Raw genomic sequence first — 20,586 nt, 5'->3', positions numbered from 1 at the left:
ATAGGACTACTTGTGAACCAAGTAAATTTGATTTGGAAAGTATGAAAATATGGAAAACGTATTGGGTAATACTATCATATTCTTGTATAAAAATATATAGGTATTATTCAGGACTCGGTATAGTTGAGATTGATATCAATTCCTTTCCTTTTAAGAAATTCTATAACCTCTTCATGCAACTTCTTCATTAATTCTCTTTTTTCTTCAGCTAAAACTACATCTGCATGCTCTTTAGCTATAATTCCATGAGCGAATGGACTAGGAATAGTATTAGGTCCTATAACTTCAATTTTTATTTCATTTTCCTTTATTTTTTTAAGGATCTCTATTGCACTTTTTATGTCCATATGGTCTTCCAATATTTCTCTTATTGTTTCTTTTAATACTGGGAAATTACTAATTTCTTTTACAACATTTAATAATGTTTCAGAATTTAATTGCCTTCTATCTAAATTAGTTTTCCTCCCTTTATACCTCTTAAGTATCATAAATGATCTTTCTGCTGTTTGTCTAAATCTTCTTTTTATCATTTCAGTTCTTAGTATTACATTGCTTAAAATAGTATACATTTCATCTACTGAAATCTGATTAAATATATCGCCTATATTATAGTCAACTATGTCTGGTAAAGTTAAAATAAATCCATTATCTGAAACAGAAATTCTAACATCTACGTTTAAATCTTTACTAATTATGTAAGCTAATGCTCTCGAAAGCGCATCTAATGCTCTCCTACCATATAGTGCATTAAATATAAAATTTCTCCTATTCTCTTCATCATCATAAATCTCTATAAGTATAAGATCATCACTGGGTACTTTGCCGTTAGTAAAAAGATATTCTTCTAATATGTACTCGTATATAGAGAAAGCGGCATGCTTTGAAATACAGTACTTTTTAGAAATTTCTTCTACTACCTTTTTTGTATCTACTTTGTCTTCTATCATTTTAGCTACTTCTTTTCTGAATTTTCCTACTTCTAATGCAGAATCATAAGCTAAAGGTAACATTTCTGAGAACCAGCTTGGTACTGTTGGTCTTTGTCCTTCAGCTGATTTAACGATTATTTTGTTTTCTTTGCTACTTATGAACTCGTATGTTTTTCCACCTAATACAAATATATCACCTGGAGATAGTATTTCTACGAATTCTTCTTCTAAGTTTCCAACGTATCTATTATTTTCTGCGAATACTGGAATTAGGGAAGTTTCAGGAATAGTACCGCTGTTCATGTAAAAGATCATCCTAGTTCCTCTTTTAACTCTTAATTGTGAGTCTTCTTGTCTTATTTTTGCATATACATTTCTACTTTCTAGTTCATATTTTCCGGAAAGGTATTCAATAGTTGACAAGAATTGCTCGTAATCTAATGTACTAAATGTATAGCTCTTTTTCAGTATATTATATAAATCCTGAATATTAACTGGTTTTGCTATAGTAGATGCTATAATTATTTGCGATAATACGTCTAATGGATTATGAGGTATATGTACTCTATCTATTTTTCTTTCTCTAGCGAGTTTTGCTAACACTGTACATTCTACTAGGTCGTCTCTATCTACTACTATTATTCTACCTTTACTTATGCTTCTTACGTGATGTCCGGCTCTGCCCAATCTTTGTAGTAATCTACTAACGCTCTTAGGACTACTGAGTAATAAAACAAGGTCTATATATCCTATATCTATTCCTAATTCTAAGCTAGTTGAAGATACTACTACTTTTAATTCTCCTTTCTTTAATTTGTCTTCTATTTCTAACCTTAGGTCTCTACTTAAGCTGCTATGATGAGCTCCTATCATATCTGCATCAAAAAGCTTTTCTGCTTCTACTAGTTTTCTTAATTTGTATGAAACTCTTTCAGCTGCGCTTCTAGTATTAGTAAAAACTAGAGTAGTTTTATGTTTCATTATCTCGTTTATCATTGTTTTGTAAATTCCATTTCCTATTTCTTCTTCACTGGCATGGACTAAGTCTTTAACTGGAGAAATAACTTTTAAATCAACTTCTTTTACGAATCTGGCATCTACTATTTTACAATCTCTATTTGGTCCTACCAAAAATTTTGCAACTTCCTCTAGAGGCGATATTGTAGCGCTAAGTCCAATTCTACTTATTTTATTTTCTGCTACTAAATCTTCAAATATTTCTAGAAAACCAGAAAGAAAGCTTCCTCTTTTGCTTTCTGCTAGTTCGTGAATTTCATCTACTATGATCCATTTTGCATCTTTCATTTTTTCGCTAAATTTTGGAGATACTAAAGAAATAGCAAATGACTCTGGTGTAGTTATCAGTATATGAGGAGGTTTTCTTAACATTTTTTGCTTCTCATAAGGGGATGTGTCACTAGTTCTAACACCTACTCTTATATCTACAGAAATATTAGCTTCTTTTTTTATTTCTTCTAATGGTGTTATTAGATTTTTATACATATCATTATTTAAAGCTCTAAGTGGAGAAATATAGATTGCATAGATTTTATCCTCCAACTTTCCCTGGTCGGCTAGTTCAAATAAGTTATCTAAAATTCCTAAGAATGCTGCTAGGGTTTTTCCACTTCCCGTAGGGCTTGAAACAAGAACATTACCATACGTTTTAATGATGGGTATAGAAGCTTTTTGTGGAGGAGTAAGGGTACCGTATTTATTTTTAAACCAAGAAGCCACATAAGGTCTAAGTAATTGAAATACTTCTTCATCTTTGTATGGTTTTGCGTACTCTATAGACATTATAATTATCTAAAATATAGATAGCATAAAAATGTCTATTTAACTTCATCTTTATAAGAGGAAAAAGTAAACAAATATGCTAAAGAATAGTATAATAACCATAATCCAGTTATTATATCTGATTTCATTAAATAAGTTATAGAAGCAGACAAAAAGAATATTCCAAAGGCTAATATAATATAAATTACGTTGCTTTTGCCTGATTTTCCTTTAGGTGTAACAATATATTTTCTGTTTTTTCTAAATGCTAGAAATAAGGAGATAGTAATAAAGGGAGAAATAGAAACTGTATATGCTGATACTTTACCTAAAGCTCTTAATGATTCTATAAGTTTTAATCCGGCTTCTTTTGATACAGATAAAAAGTTAAATGCATAAAGTGACAGGACAATAATCCAAAATGCAAACAAGTAAATAGAGTTTAGTGGATTTAGATTTCCAAAAAATGCATATACTGATATTATTACTGATGCAATAAAAGTAAATGCAATTGGAAGATATTGTAATAGAAATAGTATCATATCTATTTTTTGGAATATATTAGTTTTGCTCCTTAATATAGGCTTAAGTCTTCTACTTAATACTTCCATACTTCCCATAGCCCATCTAGTTTGTTGTACGTAAAACGCCAAAAAATTGTCTGGAACCTCTACAAAAACTACGGAATTTGAAGAGCAAATTCTTTTTCCTTTACTTATTAGTCTAGCTCCTATTTCTAGATCATCTTGGATCATTCTATGATCCCATGGTCCAACTTCTTCTATTGCTGATCTTTTGAATATTGTTCCACAACCTACTGGAAACACCTTGAGTTTTGCCCTATCTCTTCCGATCAAAATTGCACTGTCAGCAATCATTGTAGATACCATAATTCCTTTAGCTAGAAATGAGTAAGTATTCTTAGAATATCCTATCCATTTCATTGTAACAGCGTCGCAACCAAATTTCAACATATGTAGATAAGCTTTTTTTAAGGAGTCTTTACTTAATCTAGCATCAACATCTAAAGTAAGAATTAAATCTCCAGAACTTTTTAAGTATCCATATCTGAGTGCTCCGCTTTTATATCCTTCTCTTTCTTTTTCATTTCTTCTATATATTTTAACTTCTATACCATTAGGTGGTTTCAATTCTGATAACATTTTATTAAAATATTGTTCGTTATCATCTGATACAATTATTACTTCTAATTTTCCTTTATCCCATTCAACTTCGTTTAAATTATCCAATAAACCTTGAATTGTTTCTATTGACTCTCCTTTGGTAGGAACTATAATAGATAAGCTTGGATATTGTATCTTATTTTCATTGAAAACATATTCAGTTCTTAGGCCTATTCTGGCAAAAATAAATTGATATAATAGTAATAAGGACGGTACTAAGAATATTAATAGTTGCATTGCAAAATCAAAGGAATTCATTTATTGTTATTCTATTTCGGGGGATAATAAAATCATAGGTATGTCTTGTTGTTCTAGGAGGAAATCTTAATCCTTTCTTGGCAATATCTACTATATAGTCTTTTTCTAGTTTAGGCAGTAATATTCCATCTTCATTTGTCTTTACTATCTTAAATCCTAAATATTTAAGATAAGATTGTATAGAATTTATCTTCCAATATAAATTATAAAGGGTTTTACCACATATATTCTTATTTATTATTTTTAAGCATAAACCTCCATCTGTTGAGTCTTCTATAAACCTAATTGCTAAATTCAGATTAGATATATTTAGTGCGAAACTATTCACTTTTATTCTATTATCAAAATAATCTACCATATATACTGGAATCTTCCTTATTCCTAATATTTTACTTGCTTTAGTTCTATGATGTCCATCTAGAATAATAAATGTATTTTCATCGACTATTACTGGTTGTATTGCTTTATATTTTCTTATACAATTAATTATTTTTTCTAAATTATATACTTCTATATCTTCATGGCTTATTAGATTATTTGGATCTATATACTCTATCATAATACTCACAACAATCATTTAATACGCATGAATTACATGAGGGATTTTTGGCTTTGCAAGTTTGTCTTCCGTGAGCTATTAATAAATGGTGGGCCAATAAATAATCATTTTTGTCGAATAATTTCATTAATTCTGAAGAAATAGATGCATAATTTCCTTTAGCTATTCCTAATCTACCTGATATTCTTTTAATATGAGTATCTACTGGGAATAATGGATAATTTTTACACGTAAGGAGAACAACATCAGCAGTTTTTTCTCCTATTCCTGGTAATGAAGTAAGCTCTTTTCTAGCTTCATCTACTGGCTTGTCTATTATATTATTTAGATTTCCTCCATATTTTTCTACTATTATTTTTGAAATTTCCTTTATTCTTTTTGACTTGATAAAATAAATACCTATATTGTGTATAGCTTTTGAAATATCTTCAATTCTAGCATTAGCTAATTTTTCTGGAATAACTCCAACTGTATTTTCTAAATTATAGAACGCTTTATATGTTCCTTTATCTGTGGAATTTTGCGATAGTAAAGTAGCAATAAGTACTCTAAATGGATCTTTAAATTTAAGCCAAACATCATAAGCTACATAATCTTCTGGTTTTTCTTTGTATACCTTCTTTAGTCTTTCAAGAATTTCTTTTCCTGTGCACTTCACATTTACATTAAAGAGTAAAAGCCCTTTTAAATGAAATTATTTAATTACTTCAATTGTTATGTACGAGATAAAGGTAATTTTAGAGGCAATCAAAGATGGAGCTGTAAATCCTGGAGAAGCAGTAATAAGAACTAAAATACCAAGATACGAGGTATTAGCTATATTTCACGTTCTAGAAGGACTAGGGTTAATTACTACTATTTATTCTAAAGGAGCTCACAAAGTCTATAAATTAACTAAAAAAGGTGAAGAAGTATTAGATGGAATTGAGAAGGGATATGAAATCGAATTAGTTATAAAAAATCATAATGAAAATATAACAGATATTACACAATAGTATATTATAGTTTTTGGATTTATTAATGATAAGCTATAGGCTTTTGTAATAATCATAGATATTAAAATCGATGATATAAAAAATAAAGGAATTATATGCATTGGCATAAATCTAATAGATGGATAGATAATGATGGGCAATATTATATTTATTATCTTTAATATTTTAGTACTATCCTTTATTTGCATTATTTTATAATAATAAGTTTTATTTAATCTTAGTAAGTCTTTTGCGAATGTCGTATTATACATAAATATAGATTTTAGCTCTTTATCTATTTTATTTTTCGATTTAATTATCTTTTGATAATAATTATCTGAATATAGGTTAAACTTCAATATTATTAACTGCGAAACGCCTAAAGCTATTACTATTTTGTAAAGAATTGAAAGATCTATTGGTAGAAAAGGAATCATAAATGGCAATAGCACAATAAAATAAGTAAAATTAGTTGAGAATTTGATTTTATTGAAATCTTTATAAGCGATAGATAAGATACTAGCAATATTTATTATAATATCAGTAAACAATGGAAGTGAGCTGTTGTATAATATAGTATATATTATGGCTCCAATTAATGCTATAGTATTTATTATAGACAAAGTAATAAGTTTGTCTATAAGCTTTTTTAGATATATTATATTATCTTTCGAATTTTTCTTTATTATTTTTATTAACTTATTATGTGAGTTATAATTATCTTTTATAGCTTTTATTTCCAAATCGTATATATTTTGTACATCATTACTTGAAAGATATTCTTTTACTTTAATTAAATGTGACAGCATTTGTTTCTTTCACCTCTTTTAATTTGTCAAAAATTGTAAAATAGTCAGTTATATTATTCTTAGCTAATTCATTTAGTATTTTTTCCTTTAATGATACGTTTTCATCAGTTATATGTAATTGAGCATAAATATACAACCTTTTTATATCTTTTATTGACTTTATATTACTAATTTTGAGTACCTTTATTTTATTTCGTATAGAATAAATCTCGTAGAAGCTTGTCTTACTTCGTAGATTTTCTACTATAATTGTAGGTAGCTTAGATAGACTTAGCAAAGTATTTTTATCAAGATAATTTAATAACGAATAATGATCTGGAAAATCACTTAATATTATTATTCCCTTATTATATGCACTTAATTTTAATGATTCAGTAAGTATATTTTTGTTTAATTTGTCAAATATTACAATATCTGGATTATATAAATCTATATCTTCATTTTCAATATCTCTAGAATCTATGTTTATGCATTTTTCGTTTATCATATTTAATATTGGTTTAGATCTAATGTTTAATATTTTAAAATTAGAAGTTAAATTTATTATTGATTCTAAAATTTTACTTGATATCTTTATATTTCCAACAAAAATGATAAATGCGTTGTTCTCTAATAATTCCCAAAGTAGAGAAGCTTGATTTCTAGATATTAGACGAGAATTTATTAAATTAGTTATACTAGTGACTTTTTTATCTTTCTTTGATATATTAAACGCAATTTTTTCAGGATTACTTACATTAACTATACCCCTCATTTCATCGTTTTCAAGAATTAATTGATTTTTGTGCCTTATTGCGGAACTGAAAATCTTTTGTAAATCAGAGATGATTTCTTCTTTGTATGAATATTTTAAGTTGGTTAAGGCAACTCCGTATCCACGTAAACTCACATATAATGGCATATTATAGTTGAAACACGTTATTTCTGTTATTTTATCGTCTAGAAGTAATATAGTAATTCTACCAAACTGTTGCTTTTTCATAGAATATAGAATTCTATCTGCTGTTGTAGGATCTAAATTATCGTATTTAATATTTTTCTCGTTTATATTTTTTAAAATTTCCTTTTCTTTATCAGTTAATTTAACTTCTTCTACTTCATAAAGAGTATTTCCGTTGAGTTCTTTAATGGAAATTTTATTTCCTAAAATATAGTATTCTTCAAGAATTTTAGTTGTCATGAAGTTTTTGTATTTTTAAAAAGTATTCAGTCTATTCCGATACTTTTCAAGTAATCTTCGATTTTTTTAGCTTGTAATAATCCAATTTTTATAAACATATCTTTAGATATTTTAAAAGTACGTTCCACAGTTTCATTACCAATGTATGTTCTAACTATTATTTTATCATATGCAGGATCTATAGGAAACACTACCTTAGTAGGAAATCCTCTGTACGTATATGTAGAATAGAAAATCTCTACTGGATAATTATACTGTATATTAGGTGATATTATAAGATAGGGAAAATCAATAGATATGTCTAACTTATTAACTATATTATCAATACCGATTATAATATAATCATTAATATAATTTATTCCTCTTTTAATTCTATATTTAACGTTATTAGTATTAATTATTGTATCTTTTGGTTTTATAATTATTCCTTTTCTATGCGTTGGATATATATAATTTTTCTCCCATGTAATATCGTCTGTATTTTGGCTTAGTCTTTTAATTACAATGTCCTTATTAGCTTGTATTATTTCTTTTTTCCATTTTGTGCTATCTTCAGTTATATCTATTATTGGTAAAAGAATTTCTTCACTCTGCTGGTTTCTTCCAGATTTTACCACATCTATGTATATTATATCATTCTTTAATTTATGATCAAAAATATTAACAGGAATCTTTACATCAGTGGAAATTTTCTGCCTAGTGAAAGTTATTTGGTGGTGAAAATTTTTATATGATATTAGAATAGTATAAGGTAAAAATGTATTTACCTCACCTTCTAGTTTTAATTTTATTATTGAATTCATTCTTGTGCCCAACACATTTCCATTGCTCCTTACTATCTCACCTAAAGCTTTTATGTAAGGTTCTTTAGAATCTATAGCTATTTCTGCTTCAGTAGAAAAGAAAGGAGAGTTTATTCTTACCTTGGCTTTTTTACTTCCCAATAACTTAGGCTCCACTAGAAATTTGGTATATTTACCTTCTTCAGATTTTTTTATTACATCGAGATCAGTAAATTCTGGATAATAATATTTTATAATATATAGAATTAATGGAGATTTTTTATCCATATAATTTTTTTCGACTTTTAGAATACTGCTATTGTCTAATGTATCTATTATTCCAAAGTTCTTGTTGAAATATAGAAATATATATTTACTATTAGCTATAGCTTCGCATTTATTTAAGATATATAGTGGAGTTAGGTTCTTATCAAAAACTTTTGTTTCTTTTTCACTTTTTATTATGATAAAATTATCATTAACGAATCCATCTAGAACCGAAGAATCAGTAGCTATTTCTTTCCATACACTATCCTTAAGATATTTTATGGAATTTCCGCATTTTATTACTATAATATCAGAGTTAGCACCAATTAGCTCTGTATTATCTTTACAAATTCCAATCACAGAGTTGTCTAACATTATTTTTCCATCTAATGTTTTAGATAATGTCTTTTCTCTTATATATCCTAAGAAAATCCTATTTGGTTCAATTATTTTTTCTCCAGTTATTGTTATAACCTTTGTATGATCATCATAAAGTAATGAAATTCCATTCTTGTTATTAACTATATTTCTAGGAGTATCATATTCTAATTTCATTTTATTCCAAAATAAAAGTAATTTCTTCTTGTTCAAGAGAGATATCATATTATTTTGTTCGTTAACTATTATTTTATCATATATTTCTGAATTATATACATAATAATTATTTTTCTCTATAATTTTTTCAATTTTACCTTCTACATTTACGTAATAAATATAGTTAGCATCAATATTTGCATTATTTTCTATTATAGATAATTTATTATCAACAAACTCTAAAAGTTTTCCATTAGCATAAAATATCCATCTATTTTCTTTATCTACTTTAAATTTTGGATATAAGGAGACTACTGGTTGAATTAATGCGTTTGACTCTAAAAAAATAGTATCGCTTATATTCAAAAGCGAATATTGTAGATTATGAGGAACATCAAGAGATAAAACAGTCTTATAAATAGGATGCATGAATTTACTGGTAGTTTAAAAATAAACTCTGGTAGACAAAACTATTTATTTAAAATCAACTTACTTATAAAAAATCCCTCAGTATTATTAAAAGGAGAAAGTCTTACTACATAATTTGAAGACGAAAATCCATTATAACCACTGCTTCCTTCTATATTAGGTTTTTCTAGTATATCAAGAAAATTATCCGTATGCTCTTCTCCTTCTTCTGGAAAAATAGAGCATACTGAATATATAACATAATGTGCAGTGATATTAGAAATGATTTCCCTTAAAATGTTTTCTTGGATTTTAGAATAATAGTTTATCTTATCTATAGTTAAATTAACTAGAATTGATGGTTCATTAGATATCATGCCAGAAGATGAACAAGGCGCATCTAATAATACTTTATCTCCTCTTAATACACTTGAATTAGATGAATCTTGTAGGACGAAATTTATCCTATCTAAGTTAACATTCATTTTCTTTAGAAACTCAATTTCTCTATACAATCTTTTTACATCTAAGTCTATAGCAGTAATTCTTGCCGTATTTTCAGTCATTGCCATAATTTGACTAACCTTTATGCCTGGAGCAGATGAAAGATCAATTATGATATCTCTCATTTCTGGCTCTAAAGATTTTACTACAAGCGCGCTTGCTTTATCTTGAAAGACAATTTTATAATCTTTAAATTCTTTCGTTTTTCTTGCATCGCCTTTCATTATTCTAAATATACAAGGAAGCTGAGGATCTTCTTCTAGTTCAATATTTTGAGATTCAAGCGATCTAACTGTTTTGTCTATATCTCCCTTTAGAGTATTTATTCTTATCCATTCATTTTTAATAAAAAATGATTTTTCTAATTCTTTGACATTAATATACTGATTGAGTTTTTCTTCCATCCAATCAGGAAATTTTAATCCTTTAGCTCCATTAGTGAATTCTTTTGCTTTATCGGATCTTTTACTAGATTTAAAAGAATAATAGCTTAATATAAATTCTCTAGATAACTTATATAACTCATCATAATTAAAACCCTTTACCTTTTTTATTCTTTTAGTATTTTTAAATGCTACTGGTAACGGATAATTATTCTCTATATAGTAAAGCAATGTAGAAAGAAAATCAATTAACTCTCTTTCTTTCACAAATGAAATGAGTGCTACGCAAAAATATTTATTACTAACGCTTGTACTCTTTTTTATTTTTAAATATTTTATCCTTGTATAATTGAATACAAAATTATCTTTAATTTTCTTTCTATAATGCAAGTTAGAGGATTACTCCTTATTCCTCGTTGTGTAAATAATTTTAACCCCAATTTATATATCTAAAGTATAGATGTCCAGGGCCTAAAAATAGATGAGGAGGATTTCCCCTGATAACCCCCTAGACCCTGGACATCTATAAATAATAGAGAAAACCCATATTACCTTTTCTTAATATATAATAATTCTCTATAAATCTCTTCATTAATCTTCTAGTTTTAGAACATTTTATGTTTTCAAAATTACCGCCCCATGGTACGTTTGATCTGATATGAATTCCTTTGTCCCCAGTGTCTAGAATATTAATAAATATAGGATTGAAACTCTCCTCCTTATTTTTGTTAGATAGTAATCTTCCTATATATCTACCACTTCTCATTGCTAATTCTCCAAGCTTAGGCCAGTTCTTAATTATATCGCCAGCTGCATAAACGTTTGGTTTAACCTCTAACTTATCATTAACTTCAAGAAAGCCTAAGAAGTCTGGAGCTTCACATTTTTCTACTATAAAATTTGGTTTTTCACAAGTTCCCAGCTCTCTATTGACTACTTCTCTTATTTTATTTGATACTTTTTCTCCTAGCCATTCCATATAATTTCCATTATATTTAACATCCTTTCCTATCATTTTTGCATAAAACGATATTTGTAAAGCTAAATAGCTATCATATTTGTCCTCCGACGAAATACATAAGTTATTTAATTTCTTTATTTCTAGAAATTTTTCTATATTCCTATTTTTACATCCTAGTGCTATAATTAGCTTATCTGGCTCATATATATTCTTATTAGTTCTCACTCTTAAATTTGAAATATCCACATCTACTACTTCTTCTTTTCTGACAAAATTCAGATTAACAGAGTATTTTTTTTCTTTGATTATATTACGTAAAAGAGCTGTATAAAATACAAATTCACCAGCATTAGATATAATTATTTTATCTTTTGATCTTATATTATAATAAGCGTTTAATCCTGCATAGCCTGATCCTAATATAAGTATCATTTTATTAGCTAATGTAGAAAAATTAAATAATGTTTGCTTTCCTACTTCTTATGAGTTGAACATAAGCATAGCATATTCAAACAAAGACGAGATTTTACCATTACTACCTATTATTAATAATGAAATTAAGTCGAAAGATTATGTATTTGAATTTGTTGAAATAAAGCAAGACGAAATAAAATTTAAATATAAGAATTATGATCTTTATTATATATCTCTTCCACTTTTAAATTATATAGATACGAAAATCTTAAGTAATGGTGCAAGAGTAGTAAACGAATTAGGACTCTCAGATGAGATAAATAATGAAGTATGTACAAGCAGTAATTCTACAGAATATTATCTTTTAAAAATATTACTAGGTAGCAAAGCAATACCAAATTCCAAACTTGATTGTAATTCTGCTAGATTTGTTATAAATAACTATAAAATATCATTATCAGATATATGGAAAAAAGAATGCCAAAATTTACCAATAGTATTAAGTGTTATAGGAAGTAACTTACCGGACGATGTATTATCAAAAATCAAGATCATAATAAGAGAGTCTGCTTCAATCCAAGAAAGCAAAGGTATAATATCGCCATTATCGAAAGAGTTAGGATTAAAAGGTAGAAAATCATTAGAATGTTTCTTTCAATTATGTAGAAAGAAAAATTTATGCTCAGTAACTAACTATAACATTCTATAATTATTTGGACTTTTTATTGCTATTATTTTTCATTAATTTATATATCCTGAATAGTAAATATATTGTGGGTAAGTATAGAAATATAGAGATTTGACTATAATAAATCAAACTAAATATCGACACTAATAATAGGCTAATGCTATATATAATTTCTAACTCCATAAGAATTAATGTGGCTTATACATTTTATGATCAGCCAAAATAATTAATATATTACACCTACTTCTCTCATTAAGGTATGATAAGACAATAGTATGGATATTATCATTTATATGAAATTTATTATGACAACTTTCTCTTGATATACTTATTACATCTAATAAGTTAGTAAATTGGTTTTGAGTTCGAAATTATTTGAAATTAGTACTTTTTAATCATATATCTCTTAAATATTAATTTTTATAATCTTTAAATGTGGGACAATTAGATTTTATCTTGAATACAGTGAGAAATCAATAAAGTTGATGGTAATATACTTCTGATTTTTTACTGCAACATAAGTAAATTTGTAAATGGAGATAATTAACTTATAATGTAACTACGTAAACTCTAAGAGTTAATAGAAATACAAAGTTGTAAATCTAATAGGTCTTAGATATACTAAACTACTGCATGTCTAAGAAAAACTTCATATACTACAATATAAATAATAGTTTAGATAAAGTGCCGAGGTCGCCTAGCCAGGTAGGGCGGCGGCCTGCTACTGCATGCAGGCAGCCGTTGGGGGAAACCCCGCACGGGTTCAAATCCCGTCCTCGGCGCTATTGCTCACAAAGAATTTTATATTAAGTCTATTTTTATGGATTAGATTCAGAATAATTATTATTTATTACATTTTTATATAGTAAATATTTTAAGAAATTTTTCTGTATTTACTTAAAATCGTTTTATTATCAAGATTTATAAATGATTTCATTAACACGGTTAATCGCTAATTATAAACAATTTATTATGTAAAAGATAAAAACTAAAATAAAATGTAGTATCTTGATTTGATATGAGTCTAAAAGATCTAATCGTATCATTATTCCAACTTGATAAAGACTGGACTACTAGAATTACTATGGCAATGCTAGTTTTAGGTGTTATATGGGGATTATTAGGTGTAATAGACTCACTAATGGTTAGATTACAAGAGTCAGCCTGGGGTACTTCAGCTCTTCTTATAGAGACTTCCCAGGAATACTATGGTGCTATAACTTTACATGCTGAGAGAGACTTATTTGGTTTCGCTCAGCAAGTAGAATTTGCACTATTCGTTTACTTTAGTATAAAATTGCTTAACATACAGCCTAGAGCTAAATGGCTACTCAATTTAGCTTTCATATTTATCAATATTTCTATGATGTTCATGGAAGGACCTATAGTAGTATATCCATCTTTCAATGATAACTTCTTCTCTGCTACAGATTGGTACTACTTATCCCCTATGGGAATACCATCTTATTCACAATATGTAGTATCTCCTCTATTCTTTATTGGTTGGATATTATTGGATGCCTTTACTTATATGGCTGGCGTATGGATAATATACCATTATTATATAGCTACTAAAAGCCTAAAGGAAAAATTACCAGTAGCTTTAGTTTTCTTCTTAATGGATACATTATTATACGCAATTGGATATTCTGGAGTTACCGCTGCAGACATATGGGATATTTTAGCATATTATGGATTAGTAGGATTAGATCCTATAGCTAATCAGATAGCGTTCTGGATATTTGGACATGCAATAGTGTATATGGCATGGCTACCTGCAGTAGGTGCTATGTACTTGCTAATACCAACATTAGCAAATAGACCATTATATAGCGAAAGATTTGGAAGAATTTCAGCTCTATTATACTTAATATTCTCAAATAATGTGCCAATTCATCACTTATATATGGTGAATTTACCAGTTCCAATAAAGATTCTTCAAGAAGTTTTAACATATGCTGTAGTAGTGCCTTCAATGATGACATTCTTCAACTTATGGGCTACAGTTAAAGGCGCTAATGTAAACTTTAATATAATTACTGCATTTATTTCGACTTCATTTGCTGGAGCAATAGCTGCTGGAGTTACTGGAATAGCTAATGCTGATATTGCATTTGATGCAATAATTCATAATAGCATGTGGGTTCCAGGTCACTTCCATGCTATGATATTATTATCTATAGTTCCAGCTGCTATGGCAGTATTATACTTTATGATTCCAATGATGACCGGAAGACAATGGTACTCTAGTAAAATGGCATGGATACACTATATTGGGTACACTATAGGCTCAGTATTATTAATTATAGGAATGGAAATAATGGGATTCTATGGTGTAGTAAGAAGAACAGAAATATACCCAATATTCTCAGGATTAGTAGATGCTGAAAATTTAGCAACAGTAGGAGCAATAATAGCTCAAGTTGCAACTCTAGTATGGTTCCTTAATCTTGTTGCAACTTTAGTTAAAGGAAGAGTTGCTAAATTGGAAGGATTATCTTTAGGTGATATGATAAATACTGTAGCAATGTCATTAGATTGGTCTTCAACGGGGTTAAAATTTAATAACTTCAATAAAATAGGAAAAACTATGAATACAAAAAATGCAAAAGCATTAGGAATGTACTGGGCTTTAGGTATTTTAGGTGCGGTATTTGTAATAATAAGTACGATACCTTTAGCATTAGGTGGAGATATGTATAATGCATTACCATGGGCATGGATAGTATTGCTGACTATTGGTATAGTATTAATATCTTACCCTGTTCTAAAGGGTGCAAAGAGTTTATAATCTTTTTTTGATAAATAATTTTGTTTCAAAAGGGTGATTAAATGGATAAGAAAGAAAGATGGGAGTTAATTTGGACTTTATTTGTTATTGTATTATTTGCAGTAGTAATAGTTAGTACAGTTCCTTTAGATTTTACAGTAGGTGGAGTTCCTAGCGTACTATCTGCATTAAGTGGTATTTCTTCATCTAAGGTAGTTAATGTGAATATTACTTCATATCAATATTTATTTAAGATTGATGAATCCGGTGGAGGAATGGTACCTATTCATGATTATAATTTAATTATTGCACATCCAGGACAATATGTAAATATAACAATGAAATCTGCTGATGTTACTTCTAATTTCTACTTTGCAGATTATGCTGATGAAGTTATAACAGATCAAATAGTTCCAGGTTTAACTTCATATGCTGTAATACCAGTGCCTAATATAACTGGTGCATATGCCTTCCTAGGTGGAGAATACAATGGGCCTTGGTTCAGTTATCAAACTGGATTACTATTGAGTATTCCATATTCTGGTTACTTTACTCCAAGCAATATATCAGCTTATGAGCATCAAACTTCAGTAGCACAAACTGTAGCATTAAAGGGAGATCCTTATAATCCTCCAATAATAGGTCCATATAATTCATTTACATTAGTTGGGAGTCAATACGGTATATTTAATAATTCTGTGCCTGGCCCAACATTAATAACTACTGCACACAATAACGTAACTATAAAAATGTATTTACCTACACCAGATGATGACAGAAACTATCTATATAATTATTCAGTAAATGGAACACCATACGCAGTAAAAGACGTGGATGTAGGAATTTATGCTATATGGTGGAATGGTTCTATCACTTTAGTAAAGCAAGTTCCAGTACAATATGATACATACATGACGTTTACTTTTAATGCTGATGCACCTGCTTACGTATATGGTATAATAACTCCAGTGTATTATAACTATAATCCTGATGCATTAAGTTCTAATATAGGTTCGTTGATAGGTATACAAAAAGGTTATGTAATGGGAGCATGGGGAGTTATATTAGTGGAGGAGTGATCAAAAATGGTAAGTTTCTTTAAAGTATTAGGAATAGGATATATATTAGCTATAGCTTTACTAGTATGGGAAATAGGAGACTTAACACTGCATGCAGCTGCGACTCCTTATACAATCTCATTTATGGCTATGGCATTTATAGGATTCGTTGCATTCTTCCTCTTTGTATATTTTGCTCCACAAGAAGAAGATAAAAAATAATTTAAGGTATTATTTTTTTAAAATTTTTTTCTATTTTATCTTCTATTTCATTTACTGGTATATTTTTAATTTCGCTTATTTTTTGTAAAGTAAGAGATACATTACAAGGTTCGTTTATTTTTGTTTTTTCTGGACCTAGAAATGGAGAATCTGTCTCTGTAACTAAGTAATCTAAATCAGTATTCTCAATTATCTTTTGTCTATATTTGTCTCTTATTACTATAGGAGGAACTGAAATATATCCACCTAAGTCTATTATTTTCTTTGCATCCTTTATACTTCCTTCAAATGCGTGAATTACAAATGTGATATGATAGGATGGTAATAGCTGTAATAAATCTTTCATTCCACCTCTTACATGAATTATTATGCTTTTCTTTATCTTTTCTGAATATTCTAAGAAAAACTTCATTGCTTCAATTTGTTTTTTTCTTAATGTTTGATCTTTTATCCAGAAGTAATCTAGTCCTACTTCACTTATAGCTACTGCTGTATTGAATAAAGGTATTATTTGATTTATTTCTTGGTCAAATCTATTAATGTACTCTGGATGTAATCCTACTGCTGGAAGGATTTGGGGAAATTTTTTAGATAATTCTATGCTTGCTAAATCTGATTTATAGTCTACTCCAGCATTTATTATTATTATTTTACATTTATTAATTGTTTCATCTACTTTATTTTCAAATTCTTTAGAATCTAGATGAGCATGTATATCTATTAACATTATTTACCAGAAAAAAAGAAGAGATTAAAAAATTAAGAAAAACTTATTTCCATGGTTCTTTTAATAGTGTTATCTTTACTGCGTTTTCCTTATCATCGAAAATTACTTTAACTAAATCTCCTTCTTTTATCTGGAATTTTTGTCTTATTTTTGCTGGTATAGTTACTTGATAGTTCCTACTAACTTTAACTATTTCTTCAACTTCGGACATTATAGTTCACTAAGTTACCTATTTATCTATCTACTATTTAAATCTTTTTATAATACAGTAAATAATAGCTTTGATGGAATTAGTGCTATATTACTTACTTTGGGAAGAATTCACAATAATATATAATTGTCTTAGTTAAATCTTTTTGTATAACAGATAAATGTAATATAAAAGTTGAATTGCTATCCTTAAAATACAAGGAAAAAATATATATATGAGACCAATACAATATTTATTTGTGAGCTAAATGTCCCAAAGTCAGATTAGTGGATCAAGAATAAAACTACCATCTGGAAAAGATGCTGGATTGATAGATATATTGTCTTTTTGTTATGGATTATCAGAAACTGACGTTCAAGTATTATTAGCATTAATGAAGGGAGACGCTAGAGGAACAGAAGAGTTAGAGTCTGAATTAAAATTATCTAAGGCTTCGATAAACAGAAGCTTAAACAAATTACTAGAAATGACTTTAGTCATGAGGATAAAAGAACCAGGAAATAAAGCTGGAAGACCAAGATACTTATATAAGGCAAAGGACTATAAGGAATTAAAATCAAAGATGCTTGACGATATTAAAGACTGCTCAGATAAGATGGCATCACTAGTTGAGAATGAGTTTAAACCTTAATCAGGTATAATTTTATTTAACTTTTTTGCAAGTGTTTTAATATTTTCTTTTATTTCCTCTTTGTTTATTATCTTGTTTGAAATTATTACTTTCTTTACGTTTTCTGATGTAGCAAAATAAACTATATGAGATAATATTCTATCCTTTTTAAGTGGATATAATTCTGAAGCATCAAATAGTGCAAAATCAGCTACTTGATTTTTATCTATTAATCCTCCATTTATTCCTAATAGCTTATATCCATTATAAGTTGCAGCTTTAAAGACATGCAAAGCCTTAATTCTTGTATCCCAGTAAGAGTGTCTTTGCAATAATACTGCATTTTTCATTTCTCTAATTATGTCAAGACTATTGTTGCTTGATGCCCCATCTGTTCCTAAAGTTACATTTATTCCTTTTTCACTTATTTCATAAAACGGAAAAGCTCCAGCTGTAGCCAATTTCATATTTGATGTTGGACAGTGAGTTACAGATCTAGCATTCTTAAGATATTCTATTTCCCAGCTGGCTACCCAGCCTAGATGCACTCCTTGATAATTTTTTATATTAAGATCGGTAAGGTATTCAATAGGAAATTTTCCATATTTCAGTTTAGTCTCATAAATTTCTTTTCTAGTCTCAGCCAGATGAATGTTTATCCATGTATCTTGTTCATTAGCTATGTCATTAGCTATTTCTAATGTTTTTTTATCAGATGTATATAAACTATGAACGTTAACTATAGGGTAAAAGAGTCCTGTTTTACTTAATCCTAATTGTTTTTTAGATACTTCTTCTGGATCAAATAAATTATTGATAAAAGTGTAGCCTGCAGCTGCTCTTATACCATATTTTTCTGTTAATTCTTTTATGTCTTCTGGATTAAAATACATATCAACAAATCCTGTTGTTCCAGAAGATAGCATTTCTAATACAGAAATTTCACTGCTTAATCTAAGGATTTCTTTAGTAGCCTTTTTTTCATACTCCCACATTTTTTCCAGCCATGTCATGAGTTCTGAATCATCATGATATCCTCTAAGGAATATCATGCCAGTATGAGTGTGCGAATTAATAAATCCTGGAGTAACCACATAGTTGCTACAATCTATTTCGTCCCCTTCTATATCTTTTCCTATGTCTTTGATCTTTCCATTATCTACGATGATGTTTACATTTTCTAGAATTTTTTGATAGTCAATGACAAATCTGCAATTCCTTAATGTATATGTGTGATTATATACTTCCAATTTTCTTCTCCTATTCTTTTAACTTCTCCATGAACTTTTAATTTTCTTTTAAATAATGGTGCGTTAACTACAAAAGTTTCTGCTTCTCCTCCCTCAAATGCTGGGTTAAATCCAAATTTTCTTGCTTGAGAAATTATTCTCTTTGCGTCTTCTTTAGATATCACTTTTCCTATTAGTTCGTATGGAAAACCATAAGCAGAAATTGAAGTTATTATAAATTCAAATCCATCTTCTATTAATTCTAATAAATACTTTTCCTGATTTTTTCTCCAGAGTGGTGTAAAAGACTTTAAGCCTAACCTTTCGCACATTAATGAGATGTTTAATCTTTGATAATCAGATAATAGTGCTCCAGATACTATTCCATCTGCACCTAATTTTTTTGCAAAATCTAATGCTATGTACAAGTCTTCTAATTCAGTGTCTTTTTCGCCTGATGTATTAAATTTGAATAGATTATAGCCCATAACATTTGCTTGATAAGTAGTATATTCAACGTTAGGATGTTGAAACATCCATGAATCTTCTCTTTTTGGTATTAAAGTAAGCAAGCATAATATCTCAAACCCTTTAAATACTGCCCAGTGCAGTGCGAAAGTACTATCTTTTCCTCCGGAGAATAATACACAAACTTTCATATCGTATAGCAATAAATTGTATGCTCTGTTATACCCAATAAACCTTTAGCTTTAACTTTTTCTTCTTTGTACAACCTCAATTTTTTAAATTCAAAATCATGACTAATTATTTTCAAATTTTTATTTTTACTTTTTAAAATATAATCTTCCAAAAGGGAATTAGATCTTGATGACAGATATACAGTTAATATCGTTACTCTTGGGAGCAATATACTAGCTAAGGATAATAAATCGCCACATATGATTTCTAGTTGTGGATATTTAGCCTCTTTGCATAATTGTTTGTCTATTTCTACTCCTATAGCTAATTTCACGTTAAATGATTCTTTAGCAATTTTTAGAATTCTACCATCTCCACAGCCTAAATCTAATACTATATCATTAGGAGAAGCGTTAGCACACTTAAGCATTTCATATATTACTTCTGGAGGAGAAGGTATGAAGGGCACTAACATAATAAGAGTTAATTATAAAAAAGTATATATCT

At 28.4% G+C, this 20,586-nt stretch carries 20 protein-coding genes and 1 tRNA gene; 7 read left to right on the top strand and 14 right to left on the bottom strand.

Annotated elements, in window-relative coordinates:
- Positions 1-107 precede the first annotated feature (107 nt).
- Genes B6F84_RS06560 through B6F84_RS06545 form a run of 4 tightly spaced genes read right to left on the bottom strand, consistent with a single transcriptional unit; the run spans position 108 to position 5,367 of the window.
- Positions 108-2,729 (bottom strand): ATP-dependent helicase, encoded by a 2,622-nt coding sequence (locus B6F84_RS06560; RefSeq protein WP_148691511.1) that lies wholly within the window; start codon positions 2,727-2,729, stop codon positions 108-110.
- 35 nt (positions 2,730-2,764) lie between these two features.
- Positions 2,765-4,150 (bottom strand): glycosyltransferase family 2 protein, encoded by a 1,386-nt coding sequence (locus B6F84_RS06555; protein WP_148691510.1) that lies wholly within the window; start codon positions 4,148-4,150, stop codon positions 2,765-2,767.
- A complete protein-coding gene (locus B6F84_RS06550; RefSeq protein ID WP_187152649.1) occupies positions 4,137-4,709 on the bottom strand; it encodes a ParB N-terminal domain-containing protein in 573 nt (190 codons plus the stop codon). The genes B6F84_RS06555 and B6F84_RS06550 overlap by 14 nt, the downstream gene beginning before the upstream one ends.
- A complete protein-coding gene (locus B6F84_RS06545; protein WP_148691508.1) occupies positions 4,684-5,367 on the bottom strand; it encodes an endonuclease III domain-containing protein in 684 nt (227 codons plus the stop codon). Before B6F84_RS06545 ends, B6F84_RS06550 begins: the two co-directional genes overlap by 26 nt.
- A gap of 58 nt (positions 5,368-5,425) precedes the next feature.
- On the opposite strand from B6F84_RS06545, the gene B6F84_RS06540 reads away from it, so the two are divergent.
- Complete coding sequence (locus tag B6F84_RS06540; RefSeq protein ID WP_148691507.1) at positions 5,426-5,704, top strand: SSO5209 family protein; 279 nt, start codon at positions 5,426-5,428, stop codon at positions 5,702-5,704.
- On the opposite strand, the gene B6F84_RS06535 is transcribed toward B6F84_RS06540, so the two are convergent.
- The 5 genes from B6F84_RS06535 to B6F84_RS06515 form a co-directional block, all read right to left on the bottom strand.
- Positions 5,671-6,492 (bottom strand): hypothetical protein, encoded by an 822-nt coding sequence (locus B6F84_RS06535; protein ID WP_148691506.1) that lies wholly within the window; start codon positions 6,490-6,492, stop codon positions 5,671-5,673. The two genes, B6F84_RS06540 and B6F84_RS06535, sit on opposite strands and share 34 nt — an antisense overlap.
- Positions 6,473-7,672, bottom strand: coding sequence for a hypothetical protein (locus tag B6F84_RS06530; protein ID WP_148691505.1), 1,200 nt, complete (start codon positions 7,670-7,672; stop codon positions 6,473-6,475). The genes B6F84_RS06535 and B6F84_RS06530 overlap by 20 nt, the downstream gene beginning before the upstream one ends.
- Before the next feature lie 26 nt (positions 7,673-7,698).
- The gene (gene upsX / locus B6F84_RS06525) at positions 7,699-9,684 is read right to left on the bottom strand and encodes a protein UpsX (protein ID WP_148691504.1); all 1,986 of its coding nucleotides are present in this window, start codon (positions 9,682-9,684) and stop codon (positions 7,699-7,701) included.
- A gap of 41 nt (positions 9,685-9,725) precedes the next feature.
- A complete protein-coding gene (locus tag B6F84_RS06520; protein ID WP_148691503.1) occupies positions 9,726-10,817 on the bottom strand; it encodes an RsmB/NOP family class I SAM-dependent RNA methyltransferase in 1,092 nt (363 codons plus the stop codon).
- Between the two features lie 256 nt (positions 10,818-11,073).
- Positions 11,074-11,943 carry an NAD(P)/FAD-dependent oxidoreductase gene (locus B6F84_RS06515; RefSeq protein ID WP_148691502.1) on the bottom strand — a complete coding sequence of 290 codons (870 nt, stop codon included), beginning with the start codon at positions 11,941-11,943 and terminating at the stop codon, positions 11,074-11,076.
- A gap of 55 nt (positions 11,944-11,998) precedes the next feature.
- Here B6F84_RS06515 and B6F84_RS06510 point away from each other — a divergent pair, with 55 nt between their 5' ends.
- From B6F84_RS06510 to B6F84_RS06490, 5 genes are all read left to right on the top strand, one after another.
- Positions 11,999-12,634: a hypothetical protein gene (locus tag B6F84_RS06510; protein ID WP_148691501.1), complete on the top strand. Its 636-nt coding sequence runs from the start codon at positions 11,999-12,001 to the stop codon at positions 12,632-12,634.
- Between the two features lie 665 nt (positions 12,635-13,299).
- Positions 13,300-13,395, top strand: a tRNA-Ser gene (locus tag B6F84_RS06505).
- A 236-nt stretch (positions 13,396-13,631) separates the two neighbouring features.
- On the top strand, positions 13,632-15,404 hold the full coding sequence (locus B6F84_RS06500) for a cbb3-type cytochrome c oxidase subunit I (protein WP_148691500.1): 1,773 nt from the start codon (positions 13,632-13,634) through the stop codon (positions 15,402-15,404).
- Between the two features lie 41 nt (positions 15,405-15,445).
- A complete protein-coding gene (locus B6F84_RS06495; protein WP_148691499.1) occupies positions 15,446-16,462 on the top strand; it encodes a cytochrome c oxidase subunit II in 1,017 nt (338 codons plus the stop codon).
- A 6-nt stretch (positions 16,463-16,468) separates the two neighbouring features.
- Complete coding sequence (locus tag B6F84_RS06490; RefSeq protein ID WP_148691498.1) at positions 16,469-16,663, top strand: hypothetical protein; 195 nt, start codon at positions 16,469-16,471, stop codon at positions 16,661-16,663.
- A gap of 1 nt (position 16,664) precedes the next feature.
- Here the strand turns inward: B6F84_RS06490 and B6F84_RS06485 are convergent, their stop codons facing one another.
- Positions 16,665-17,390, bottom strand: a complete 726-nt coding sequence (locus B6F84_RS06485; protein ID WP_148691497.1) for a TatD family hydrolase — start codon at positions 17,388-17,390, stop codon at positions 16,665-16,667.
- A 43-nt stretch (positions 17,391-17,433) separates the two neighbouring features.
- Entirely contained in the window at positions 17,434-17,601 is a 168-nt protein-coding gene (locus B6F84_RS06480; RefSeq protein WP_148691496.1) for an AbrB/MazE/SpoVT family DNA-binding domain-containing protein, read from the bottom strand.
- A gap of 247 nt (positions 17,602-17,848) precedes the next feature.
- Here B6F84_RS06480 and lrs14 point away from each other — a divergent pair, with 247 nt between their 5' ends.
- The gene (lrs14, locus tag B6F84_RS06475) at positions 17,849-18,232 is read left to right on the top strand and encodes an Lrs14 family HTH-type transcriptional regulator (RefSeq protein ID WP_148691495.1); all 384 of its coding nucleotides are present in this window, start codon (positions 17,849-17,851) and stop codon (positions 18,230-18,232) included.
- Here the strand turns inward: lrs14 and B6F84_RS06470 are convergent.
- Genes B6F84_RS06470 through B6F84_RS06460 form a run of 3 tightly spaced genes read right to left on the bottom strand, consistent with a single transcriptional unit; the run spans position 18,229 to position 20,554 of the window.
- Positions 18,229-19,461 carry an amidohydrolase gene (locus B6F84_RS06470; protein WP_148691494.1) on the bottom strand — a complete coding sequence of 411 codons (1,233 nt, stop codon included), beginning with the start codon at positions 19,459-19,461 and terminating at the stop codon, positions 18,229-18,231. The two genes, lrs14 and B6F84_RS06470, sit on opposite strands and share 4 nt — an antisense overlap.
- On the bottom strand, positions 19,431-20,099 hold the full coding sequence (locus tag B6F84_RS06465; protein WP_148691493.1) for a diphthine--ammonia ligase: 669 nt from the start codon (positions 20,097-20,099) through the stop codon (positions 19,431-19,433). The genes B6F84_RS06470 and B6F84_RS06465 overlap by 31 nt, the downstream gene beginning before the upstream one ends.
- A complete protein-coding gene (locus B6F84_RS06460; RefSeq protein WP_148691492.1) occupies positions 20,096-20,554 on the bottom strand; it encodes a class I SAM-dependent methyltransferase in 459 nt (152 codons plus the stop codon). Before B6F84_RS06460 ends, B6F84_RS06465 begins: the two co-directional genes overlap by 4 nt.
- Positions 20,555-20,586: the final 32 nt, after the last annotated feature.

Origin of the sequence: Acidianus manzaensis, assembly GCF_002116695.1 — an archaeon.
Lineage (GTDB): Archaea > Thermoproteota > Thermoprotei_A > Sulfolobales > Sulfolobaceae > Acidianus > Acidianus manzaensis.
This window is presented reverse-complemented; position numbering and strand designations above follow the sequence as displayed.